Here is a 10741-nt window from a genome sequence, read left to right as displayed (position 1 = left end):
GAAGGGTGGGCCGCAGGCCCGTCCCTCCAGGCGCGCGGGGAACTGCGCGAACGACCCCCACTCATCCGCAGTCGCCTACGAACCGGTACCCCCGACTCATAAGGCGCCCTACCGCCTACCCCAGCAACCCCGAGGATCGCCACATCCGCCGCCCCACACCCCGGAGCACCCCGATGTCGTCCAGGAAGTCCGTCAGCCGGCGCGCCCCCGTCTGCATGATGTCCCGCCGGTGCGCGCTCGCGCGGACCTGCGCGAGCGCCTCGCGCTGGTCGAGGCCGACGTTCGTGTAGACGTCGGGGTTGATGAACGCCACGGAGAAGACCCGGGCGAACTCACCGGAGGTGACCCGCGTGAAGCTGCGGGACAACCGGGGCGCCGTCACCATCTGCCGGCGCAGCTCCTCGCGGGCGTACCGCACGTGCCGGGCCTCCTCGACCACATGGATCCGGGTCACCCCGCGGACGAGCGGCTGGACCCGCTCGTCGGGGAACGTCAGCCGCTGCATCCAGTCGAGGATCTCCTCCCCGAGGAGGGTCGCCGTGAAGGACCCGGGGGTCGTGGAGATCGTCTTGAAGACCCGTCCCAGGTTCTGGTGCAGCCGGCTCACCGGGTAGTACGGGGTGTCCCCCTTGCTGATCAGCCGGGCGAACATCTTCGAGTGTCGGCACTCGTCCTCGATCTCGGTCAGCGCGTAGCGCACATGCGCGCTGGTCGCCGCCTTGTCGTAGATGTGCCGTACGAGCAGCTGCATCAGGATGATCTCGAACCAGATGCCGAGCGAGGCCAGCGCGGCCGCCTCGTGCTGGGACAGGGCGATCCGCTGCTCCTCCGACATCCGCCGCCACATCGGCGTCCCGTACAGCGACACCAGCTCGGGCGGCCAGAACCACTTCCCCGGCTCGAAGGGCGCGTCCCAGTCCAGCTCCTTGTCCGGGTCGAAGGAATGCTTCGCCGAGGAGGCGAGCAGGCGCTCGGCCACCTGCTCACGGTCCTTGAGCAGGCCGAGGGCGTCACGGAGCACCTCCGCCTCGGACACCGAGGTCACCGTCGTCATGGCTGTTCCCACCCTCGTCGTACGGGGATTTTCGGTCAGTTACCGGCGGTCATCGCTTATGAGACTACTTGTCAGCAAGGGCGTCAATCCCCTGCGCACGACTTGTTGACGGCACGTCCACCGGGTGGGGTCCGCGCGGTGTCGGCGGACCGGTCGGGCGCGTGCGGCGACGGCGGGGCGAACGCGGCCGGAACTGTCGGTGAAGAAGCGCTCGGTGTGGGCGCCGGGGCCTCCTGCGCGGGCCGGTGCCTGGGTAGCCTGCCCGGGGTGTCCATGCCTCCGCCGCCCCCGCAGTCGCACGACCCGTACGCAGCGGTGCCCGACGCACCACCGGTCGCTCCGGTTGTCCCGGACGCCCCGGACGGCTCGTCCGCTCACGCGGCCTGGCCCCCGCCGCCCCCGTCGGCGCGCGGGAGCCGGATCGGGCTCGTCCTCGGGATCGTGGGCGGGGCCGTCGCCCTGCTGGCCGCGGGCGTGGCCGCGTTCGTGGTCCTCCGGGGCGACTCCGACTCCGCCTACCCGGACGCCGAGTACCGGCTGACGCTGCCCCCGAAGCTGCTGGACGGCGCGTACGAGCTGGAGCGGAACTATTCCGACGCGTCCGACGGCGCCTTCGCGCGGAACGCCGGGCGCACCCTGGGCGGTCGGGACGTCGAGGCGGCCGTCGCCACGTACACACCGGTGAACCGCGGCGGCCAGCTGTCGATCTCGGGCCTGTACGGCCGCTTCAAGGACCCCGACGGGGCGCGCGACACGATGCTGGAGCGTGCCGCCGGGGCCGACGGCACCGAGCTCGCCGTGCCGCCCCGCGACTTCCGTCCCTCTGGTTCCGACACCACCGTGACCTGCCAGCTTCTCGTCAGGAAGGACCTCGGGGCGCGGACGGTGTATCCGCAGTGCGCCTGGAACGACGGCAACACCGGGGTGATGGTCCTGGTGGTCGACCCCGCGGTGACCAGCGAGGACCCGGACGACGTGGACCTGGAGGCGAGCGCCGAGCTGACCCTGCGGGTGCGGGACGAGATGCGTCGGCCGATCCGCTGACCCCCGCCTCCGGCCGCGGCATCGTCAGCCGACGGTGACCCCGGGCTCCGGCTCGGCGGCCGGTCCCCCGTGCGGCTCCGCCGGGCCCGACGGGAACGTTGTCCGCAGGGTGAAGGCGTACGGCGTCGGGCCGTGCGCCCTGAGGTGCAGGAGCCGTTCCTCCGCCTCGGCGACGGAGGGGCGGTGACCGGCCGGCACCCACCACAGGGCGGTGACCGCCTCCGCCGGCCGCTCGAACCACTCCCTGCGGCGGGACAGCAGCTCCCGGTGCCGCCCCTGGTACATGAACGCGGTCAGGGCGTCGATGTCCTGCCACGACGTCAGATTGACGATGAGCCACGCGTCCCCGAGGACCGGGACGTCCGTGGCGTTGCCCGACTCGCTCTGCAGACGCCAGACGAAGCCGGGGGCGGCGTCCGCCATGGCGTTCACGGGGTCCAGCGCGTCGACGAAGTCCTTCAACAGGGGCGAATCGAGGGGGGCTTTCAGGCGGGCGATGTTCACCTGGGCGAGTTCGTACGCGACGGCGGTCATGGACCGAACGATAGGTCGGGCGTCTCGGGGGAGACACCCGTTATCTCAGCGGGCGGACAGCCGGTGCCCACCCAGCAGGCGGACGGCCTGTGCCCACCCGTGGGCGGCGGGACGGGGCGGACCCGCCCGCCGGGCCCGAGGCTGTCTCATCCCGCCCTCTTCAGCACCGCCCTCATCACGTCCCGTGCGATCGGGGCCGCGTCCCCGCCGCCGCTGATCTCGCCCCGTACCGCGTCCGCGTCCTCGACCACCACCGCCACGGCCACCTCGGGTTCCAGCGCGTCATGGGACTGGGCCCAGCCGATGAACCAGGCGTAGGGGGTGCCGGAGTTGCCGAGGCCGTGCTGGGCGGTGCCGGTCTTGCCGCCGACGGCGGCGCCCCGGATACGGGCCTTGGCGCCGGTGCCGTCGGTGACGACGCCGAGCATCAGTTCGCGGAGCCGTCTCGCGGTCGTCGAGGTCATCGCCTGGCGGAAAGTGCGGGTGCCGACGGTGGAGACGGTGCGGCCGTCGGCCGTGGTGGTGCGCTCGATGAGGTACGGCGATCTGACGGTGCCCCCGTTGGCGACGGCCGCCGTGACCATCGCCATCTGCAGCGGCGTGGCCCGGGTGTCGAACTGCCCGATGGAGGACAGGGCGAGCTGGGCCCGGTCCATGTGGGTGTCGAAGCTGCTCGGCGCCACGGAGAAGGGGATGCGCACCCCCGAGTCGTTGAACCCGAAGGCGCGGGCCGTGTCCCTCATGGGGCCGAGGCCGACGTCCACACCGAGTTTCGCGAACACAGTGTTGCAGGACCACTCGAAGGCGTAGCGCAGCGAGGCGTTCTCGCAGCCCTCGACCTCGTTCGCGAGGGAGGTGGTGGTGCCCGGCAGGGTGTAGGGGGCGGGGGAGCGGGTCGGGGCGTCGACATCCTCGACGACCCCGGCGTCCAGCGCGGCGGCGGCCGTCACCACCTTGAAGGTGGATCCCGGCGGATAGGTCTGCCGCACCGCCCGGTTGAGCATGGGCTTGGCCTCGTCCCCGTTGAGCCGCGCCCAGGCCCGCGCCACCGAGGGGCCGTTCCCGGAGAGCAGTCCGGGGTCGTACGAGGGGCGGGAGACCAGCGTCAGGACGCGCCCGGTGGCCGGTTCGAGGGCCACGACCGCGCCGCGGCGGGCGCCCAGCCCCCGGTAGGCCGCCCGTTGCGCCGCCGCGTCGATGGTGGTGACGACCTCGCCGCCGGCGTTCTGATCGCGGGTGATGTCGTTCCACAGCGGCAGGAAGGACAGCATCGGGTCACTGCCGTCGAGGAGGGGGTTCTCGGCGTGCTCCAGCAGCGTCGTCCCGTACACCTGCGAGGCGAAGCCCGTGACCGGCGCGTACAACGGGCCGTCCCGGTAGGTCCGTTCGTAGCGGAGCTGCTCTCCCGTGTCCTTCGAACCGGTGACGGGCCGGCCGCCGACCAGGATGTTCCCGCGCGGCTGGCTCCAACGGGCGATCTCGGGGCGGCGGTTGGCGGGGTTGTCGTCGTAGGCGCGGGCCTGGAAGACCTGGACGCGGGTGGCGTTGACGAGGAGGGCGACGAGCAGCAGGGCGCACAGCGCGGCGGCACGGCGGATGTACTTGGTCACGCGCCCTTCCCTTCCGGGCCGTCGTACTGCCGACGGGCCGAGTCGCTCAGCCGCATCAGCAGGGCCACGATGATCCAGTTGGTGACGACCGAGGAGCCGCCCTGGGCCAGGAAGGGCATCGCCATGCCGGTGAGGGGGATCAGCCCGGTCACGCCGCCCGCGATCACGAAGACCTGGAGCGCGATGATCGAGGCCAGGCCGATGGCGAGCAGCCGCCCGAAGGGGTCACGCAGGGCGAGACCGGCGCGGTAGCCGCGCTCCACCAGCAGGGCGTAGAGCAGGAAGATCGCCGACAGCCCGACCAGGCCCAGTTCCTCGCCGGCCGTGGCCAGGATGAAGTCCGACTTGGCGGCGAAGCCGATCAGGATCGACTCGCCGAGGCCGAGCCCGGTGCCGAGCAGCCCCCCGGCCGCGAACGCGAAGAGCGACTGCGCGAGTTGGTTGGGACCTTGCCCCGCCTCGATGGACGCGAACGGGTGCAGCCAGTCCTCCACCCGGACATGGACATGCGGTTCCAGCCAGCCGACGGCCACCGCGCCCACCCCCGCGAGCAGCAGCCCCACGGCGATCCAGCCGGTACGGCCCGTGGCGACGTACAGCAGGATGACGAACAGGCCGAAGAACAGCAGCGAGGTGCCGAGGTCCCGCTCCAGGACCAGCACCCCGACGCTCAGCAGCCAGATGGTGACGATCGGCCCGAGCACCCGCCCCGTCGGCAGCTGGAGGCGCTTGAACCGCCAGATCTGGCGCCCGGCGTACGCCAGCGCGTTGCGGTTGGCCGCGAGATAGCTGGCGAAGAACAGCGCCAGCAGCACCTTCGCGAACTCGCCGGGCTGGAGGGAGAATCCGGCGATCCGCACCCAGATCCGGGCGCCGTTCACGGGCGGGAAGAGGATCGGCAGCGCCAGCAGCACCAGCGCGCCCACCACCGAGACGTACGCGTACCGCTGGAGCACCCGGTGGTCCCACAGCAGGACCATGACCACGATGAACAGCCCGATGCCCAGTGCCGACCAGTTCAGCTGGGCGGGTGCCGCCTGATCGGCGGGGGTCTCCAGGTCCAGCCGGTGGATCAGCACCAGCCCCAGCCCGTTCAGCAGCACCGCGATCGGCAGCAGCAGCGGATCGGCGTACGGCGCCCGGAGCCGCACCGCCAGATGGGCCAGCAGCGCGAGCACGCCGAGCCCGGCGCCGTAGTCGGCGGCGCCGGGCGGGACGGTGCCGTTCTTCGCGAGGCCGACGGCGCAGTAGCCGTACACGGAGAGCAGGACGGCCACGACGACGAGGCTGAACTCGACGCCTCTGCGCCGGGGGAGGCGAACGGCGGGCGGGGACGGGTCCGCCGGACCCGCCGCCAGGGTCGTTCCGGCCTTGGTGGTCATGTCCGGAACTTACCCAAATGCAATGTCTTGTGCGCTGTGTCGCTCAACTCAGCACCAGCGTGGCGTCTTCCGGGCGTTGATGTAGCGGGCCGAACCCCAGGCCCAGGTGCCGTCCGTGAGCAGGTACCAGTAGCGGTTGCCGTCGACGCTCTGGCCCGTGGTCCGGCAGAAGATGTCGACGATCTCGCCGTAGGGCGCGACCCGGATGACCGCGCCACCGCGGTTCGGCGCGCTGCGCAGGATCAGTCCGGAGCGGGCCGTGACCTGCCCCTTGACGGTCTTCTTGGTGGGGCCGGCGAGGCCCCGTTCGTCGCCGGCGGCGGCGGGGGTGGTGGCCGCGAGCGCCACGAGAGCGCCACCGGCGGCGGCTATGCCGAATCGCATGAGCAGAATCCGCAGGGACATGTGATGCTCCTCCAGAATGGGGGCGAAGCTGACTAATCGCCACGTTAGGAGGAGGGGGAACGGGGCGCCTTCTGCGTTGGGCCATCGGAGCAGCGCCGCACCCTGAGGAGCCGTCAGCCCTAGGGCCCTTCTGATGGATCTCCGCGGCGTCACGGCGTCCGGCATGTCCTCTCGCCGCACCGCGCGGAAGCCCACGTAGCGCCGCTACGAGGACTTCCACGCGGCACGGCGAGAGCACGCACCGGACGCCGCTCCTTCTCCCACGGAGATCCGTCAGAAGGGCCCTAACGTACGGGCAGCCGCAACGCGGCCCTCGCGCCCCCGTCGGAGGCGTTCGAGAACTCCAGCTCCGCCCCCAGCACCTCCGTCTGCCCCACGGCGATCGTCAGCCCCAGCCCGTGCCCCTTGGCGGAGCCCTCCGTGCGGAACCGCTGCGGCCCGTCGGCGACGAGGTACTCCGGGAACCCGTCCCCGTGGTCCCGCACGGTCACCACCGGCCCGTCCACGGTGAGCACGACGGGAGGCGCCCCGTGCCGGTGCGCGTTGGCCACCAGGTTCCCCAACACCCGCTCCAGCCGCCGCCGGTCGGTCTCCACACAGCTGTCCTCGACGACGCGCACCTGAGTGTCGGCACCGGCGTGCGCGGCCACCCGCTCCGCCAGCACGCCCAACCGGACGTCCTCCAGGTCCAGCCGCTCGCTCCCCGTCTCCAGGCGGGAGATCTCCAGCAGGTCCTCGGTCAGCGTCCGCAACGCGGAGACCCGGTCCCGCACCAGCTCCGTCGGCCGCCCCGGCGGCAGCAGTTCGGCCGCCGCGTGCAGCCCCGTCAGCGGCGTCCGCAGCTCGTGCGCCACGTCCGCCGTGAACCGCTGCTCGCTGAGCAGCTTCCGCTGGAGCGTCGACGCCATCGTGTCCAGCGCCGCGGCCACCGCCGCCACCTCGTCCCGGTACCGCGCCGGGTCCGTCGTCCGGGGATCACCGACCCGGGCGTCCAGATCGCCCGCGCTGATCCGCCGCGCCACCTGGGAGGTCGTGCGCAGCCGTCGGGTGACCCGGGTGACGCCGAGCGCGCCCAGCGTCAGCGTCACCCCGATCGCCAGCGCCGACGAGCCCAGGATGGCCCGGTCGAGCGCCTCGATCGTGGCCGCGCTCTGCGCGTAGTCGAGCCGTACGGCGAGCGCGCGGCCGTCGGCGGGGGTCGCCGCCCACATCGTGGGGTGGCCGTCGACGACGCCGACCATCGTGCCGCGCCGCCCGCTCTCCGCCAGCGCGCGCAGCGACTGCGGCAGCCCCGGCGGATCGACCACGGCGTCCGGCGGGAGCCGGTTCCCCGCCTCGTACGCCCGGGTCGCGCTCTCCAGCCGGCCGAGGGCCCGCGAGCGGGCGTCGCTGACCGTCTGGTCGGTCACGGAGACATGCACGAGGGCACCGAGCAGCGCGGCCAGACCGCAGCACATGACGGTGATGAAGGCCAGCGCCTTCCAGGTGAGCGAGGCGGCCCGCCGACGCAGCCCCGGACGCCTCCCCGGGGCGCGCGTCACGAGCCCTCCGCCGGACTTCATGGGCTCTCCGACGGCAGGACGGACGACGAGAACGACGAGGACGACAAGAACGACGAGGACGAGGTGGACGACATGGGCGACGACGCGGACGACGACCGGGACGGCGACGCGGACGGCGAACGCGAAGGGGTGGGCCCGTCCGACGGTCCCGTCGACGCCCCGACCCGGAGGATCTCGTCCCGGGTGAGCAGCATCGCTCGCTGCTCGTCGTCCCAGTTCCACTGGGTGCGGTACTCGTAGCCCTCGATCGCCGCGGGCGACCGGATGATCACCGTACGGCCGGCCAGTTCCACCGCGATCACCGCGTCGTCGCTGGCCAGCACCTGCACCAGCCGGCCCTTGCGGAAGGTGTACATCCGCACGGCCGTCTGGTTGCCCGGCAGCAGCCGGAAGCCCAGCACCATGTCGTCGTGCCCGTCGCCGGTGAGGTCCCGGTAGTAGGCCTCCAGGACGGGGCACTCCTCCCGGTCGCCGCCCGGCCCGCAGTCGGCCATGCGCCGGACCGTCCCGCGGTACGGCCCGGTGGAGGCCGCGTACACGTCCGGGTGCGCGGCGATCTCCGCGCGCACGACCGCCACCGGGTCCACCTTCCGGATGTCGCCGCCGGGAGCGGTGACCCCCTTGACCACCTCGGTGTCGGCCTCGCCGAAGTCGTAGGCGGGGGAGGAGGCGGGCGGCTGCCCGGGCCACAGCCGGGTCGGGCCGTTCGCGGTGGGCGTCGCGCCCGCGCTCACCAGCCCCCCGGAGTCGCCGCAGCCCGTCAACGGCACGACGACGGCCGCGGCGAACGCGGCGCCGACGGCCGCGCGCGCGGACCGGCTGCGGAACACGGGACTCCTGGATACGAAAGGGCGGCTTACAGTCCCGTACACCTTATGCGTGGCTCGATCCGCACACCTGCGTGGCTCGATCCGCCCTCAGGGGGCGCGGTCGGCGTGATCCGGACGACAGACCCTACTCGGCGAGTTCCTCCAGCTCCTCCAGGAAGCGGACGGTCGGCAGGCCGGTGTGCAGATACTCCACGAACAGCTCGTTGTGCAGCGCCCACGGCGAGCGGCGGGTGCGGATCAGCCGGATCGCCTCCTCGGCGGAGTGCCCGTCCCGGATCAGCGCGTGCGCGACGACCAGACCGGACCGGTTGTAGCCGTGGAAGCAGCGGACGAGGACCTTCCGGCCGTCCTCCAGCGCGTCGCACGCGGCCTGCGCCAGCCGCATCACGCCCGCCAGCTGCGTCCCGTCGAGCGGTCCGTCCGGGATCGGCCACACATGGTGCTCGACGCCGTCCCCCGGCCCGTACCCGGGGAGCCGCAGCAGGGACAGCACGAGATCGAACTCATCGCCCACGACGGCGAATTCGACTTCTCCGGTGCCGGCCCGCCCCGCGAACTCGTGCCCGCCCATCCACAGGCCGGGCACGATCTCGCTCCACGGTTCGAGCGGAGCCGGAACGTCGGGTTGCTTTCTGCGCGGCGGCAACGGCGGCCTCCCCAAGCCCCTGACGACGGGTCGTCCCCCCAAAGGTATCCGGGTTCTTGCCGATGGAGCACCCCGCCTGTTCCCATGGTCGGGGGTGATGGTGCATGAATGGACTGCGCGTCATACCGACCCGGCGGCACGGACAGGAACGCCTGTACGTGTGCCGGACCGACGGGAGCAACGTCGCCTGGTACGACCGTGAGACAGGCCGGGTGAACCTCCTGAGCGAGGAGTCGAGAGCGGACGTGCTCGCCGCCCTCCACCCCTTCGTCACCGGACCGGTCACGGTGGGCCCGCCGCCCGTGCCGACCGCCGCCGAGCTGGCCCGGCTGAGCCTGCACCCCGACGACGACCTCGCCCCCAACCGCCCCGGCGAGGCCCTGCTCGTCGACCTCGACCGCGACCCCGGGCCGCCGCACCGGCTGCGCCCCGACCCGCGCCGCCGGGCCCTCACGGCGGAACAGACGATCGGGGCGCTGCTGGACGGGCTGGAGGGCGCGGGCTGGCGCACCCTGCACTCGGTGCCGCTGCCCGGCGGGGACCGCATCCACCACCTGGTGATCGGCCCCGGCGGCCTGTACTGCGTCCGCTCCCTCTACGCCCGCAGGCAGCGCGTCACCGTCTCCGACCCCCTCGTCGCCCTCGGCCGCCACGAGCCGCGCCCCCTGCTGCGCCGGCTCCGCGCCGACGCCGACCGGGCCTCCTACGCGCTCACCGCCGAGGTCCACCCCGTCCTCGCCCTCGTCGAACCCGCCGACCTGCGCGTCGGCGCGCCCCCGCGCGAGGCCCGCGTCCTGACCGACGCCGACATCCCCGGCCTCGCCCGCACCGGCGGCATGCTCAAACCGGCCGACATCGAGGCCCTGCACGCGACGGCCAGGGACCGCGGCACCTGGGTGAGGGCCTGACCGCGCGTTGACGGACAGGGCCGGGACGGGGGCTCACCGGGAAGGCGGACCCTCAGGGCAGTGGACGGGCGGCGGCCCGGTCGAGCAGAGGGGCCAGCAGGTCGCCGTAGTCCTGGAGGCGGGGGGCGATGTCGGGCGCCCGGAAGACCAGTCGGCCGGGGGAGGAGCACTCCTCGACCTCGGTCCAGGTGACCGGCGCCGACACCGTGGGCTCGGTGCGGGCCCGCAGGGTGTACGGGGCGGCCGTGGTCTTGCGGGCGGCGTTCTGGCTCCAGTCCACGAACACCTTCCCGGGGCGCAGACTGCGCGTCATCCGGTGGACGACCCGGCGGGGCAGCGCCTGCTCCGCCTCCACGGCCAGCTCCTTGGCGTACTCCGTCACCCGCTCGGACGACGCCCCGCGCACCGCGCCCAGCAGATGCAGCCCCTTCGACCCGGACGTCTTCGCCAGGACCTCGATCCCGTCCGCCGCCAGCCGCTCCCGCAGCCAGCAGGCGACCTCGCAGCACTCCACGACGCTCGCGGGCGGCCCCGGATCCAGGTCGAACACGATCCGGTCGGCCTCGTCGGGCGAGTCCACGGTCCACTGGGGCGTGTGGAACTCGGTGACGAGGTTCGACGCCCACATCAGGCTGGCCAGGTCCTGCACCAGCACCATCCGGGACGGCCCCTCCATGCGCCGCACCTCGGCGGTCGTGACCCACTCGGGGGTGCCCGGCGGCACGTTCTTGGCGAAGAACTGCTGGCCGCCGGGCACCCCCGAGTG

11 protein-coding genes are annotated in these 10741 nt (G+C 72.9%); 2 read left to right on the top strand and 9 right to left on the bottom strand.

The features are described 5' to 3' along the window. Positions 1 to 115: 115 nt before the first annotated feature. On the bottom strand, positions 116 to 1054 hold the full coding sequence (locus AOK23_RS23295) for an AurF N-oxygenase family protein (RefSeq protein WP_055714616.1): 939 nt from the start codon (positions 1052 to 1054) through the stop codon (positions 116 to 118). A gap of 267 nt (positions 1055 to 1321) precedes the next feature. Here AOK23_RS23295 and AOK23_RS23290 point away from each other — a divergent pair, with 267 nt between their 5' ends. Beyond that, positions 1322 to 2098, top strand: a complete 777-nt coding sequence (locus tag AOK23_RS23290) for a hypothetical protein (protein WP_157878129.1) — start codon at positions 1322 to 1324, stop codon at positions 2096 to 2098. A gap of 24 nt (positions 2099 to 2122) precedes the next feature. On the opposite strand, the gene AOK23_RS23285 is transcribed toward AOK23_RS23290, so the two are convergent. The 7 genes from AOK23_RS23285 to AOK23_RS23255 form a co-directional block, all read right to left on the bottom strand. Further along, positions 2123 to 2632, bottom strand: a complete 510-nt coding sequence (locus tag AOK23_RS23285; protein WP_055714614.1) for a DUF3291 domain-containing protein — start codon at positions 2630 to 2632, stop codon at positions 2123 to 2125. Positions 2633 to 2778: 146 nt separating this feature from the next. After that, entirely contained in the window at positions 2779 to 4242 is a 1464-nt protein-coding gene (locus tag AOK23_RS23280) for a penicillin-binding transpeptidase domain-containing protein (RefSeq protein WP_055714613.1), read from the bottom strand. Further along, positions 4239 to 5624, bottom strand: coding sequence for an FtsW/RodA/SpoVE family cell cycle protein (locus AOK23_RS23275; protein ID WP_055714612.1), 1386 nt, complete (start codon positions 5622 to 5624; stop codon positions 4239 to 4241). The genes AOK23_RS23280 and AOK23_RS23275 overlap by 4 nt, the downstream gene beginning before the upstream one ends. A gap of 48 nt (positions 5625 to 5672) precedes the next feature. Then, a complete protein-coding gene (locus AOK23_RS23270) occupies positions 5673 to 6029 on the bottom strand; it encodes an SH3 domain-containing protein (protein WP_055714611.1) in 357 nt (118 codons plus the stop codon). Positions 6030 to 6313: 284 nt separating this feature from the next. Continuing rightward, positions 6314 to 7570, bottom strand: coding sequence for a sensor histidine kinase (locus tag AOK23_RS23265; protein WP_240496516.1), 1257 nt, complete (start codon positions 7568 to 7570; stop codon positions 6314 to 6316). A 17-nt stretch (positions 7571 to 7587) separates the two neighbouring features. Beyond that, positions 7588 to 8421 (bottom strand): hypothetical protein, encoded by an 834-nt coding sequence (locus AOK23_RS23260; RefSeq protein ID WP_055714609.1) that lies wholly within the window; start codon positions 8419 to 8421, stop codon positions 7588 to 7590. Positions 8422 to 8545: 124 nt separating this feature from the next. Further along, positions 8546 to 9067: a protein-tyrosine phosphatase family protein gene (locus AOK23_RS23255; protein ID WP_079049639.1), complete on the bottom strand. Its 522-nt coding sequence runs from the start codon at positions 9065 to 9067 to the stop codon at positions 8546 to 8548. A 104-nt stretch (positions 9068 to 9171) separates the two neighbouring features. On the opposite strand from AOK23_RS23255, the gene AOK23_RS23250 reads away from it, so the two are divergent. Continuing rightward, a complete protein-coding gene (locus tag AOK23_RS23250) occupies positions 9172 to 9975 on the top strand; it encodes a nuclease-related domain-containing protein (protein ID WP_055714608.1) in 804 nt (267 codons plus the stop codon). A gap of 52 nt (positions 9976 to 10027) precedes the next feature. Here the strand turns inward: AOK23_RS23250 and ligD are convergent. Then, on the bottom strand, positions 10028 to 10741 hold a 714-nt coding region (gene ligD / locus AOK23_RS23245), incomplete at its 5' end, for a non-homologous end-joining DNA ligase LigD (RefSeq protein WP_055714607.1).

The sequence above is a fragment of the Streptomyces torulosus genome, from assembly GCF_001419765.1.
GTDB lineage: Bacteria > Actinomycetota > Actinomycetes > Streptomycetales > Streptomycetaceae > Streptomyces > Streptomyces torulosus.
Note: the sequence above shows the minus strand (reverse complement) of the source record. Positions and strands in the feature narration are given on the sequence as shown.

Bases quoted from the DNA above. Each gene is read 5' to 3' on its own strand.
- AOK23_RS23295 (WP_055714616.1), bottom strand. From the start codon at position 1,054: ATGACGACGGTGACCTCGGTGTCCGAGGCGGAGGTGCTCCGTGACGCC.
- AOK23_RS23285 (WP_055714614.1), bottom strand. From the start codon at position 2,632: ATGACCGCCGTCGCGTACGAACTCGCCCAGGTGAACATCGCCCGCCTG.
- AOK23_RS23275 (WP_055714612.1), bottom strand. From the start codon at position 5,624: ATGACCACCAAGGCCGGAACGACCCTGGCGGCGGGTCCGGCGGACCCG.
- AOK23_RS23270 (WP_055714611.1), bottom strand. From the start codon at position 6,029: ATGTCCCTGCGGATTCTGCTCATGCGATTCGGCATAGCCGCCGCCGGT.
- AOK23_RS23250 (WP_055714608.1), top strand. From the start codon at position 9,172: ATGAATGGACTGCGCGTCATACCGACCCGGCGGCACGGACAGGAACGC.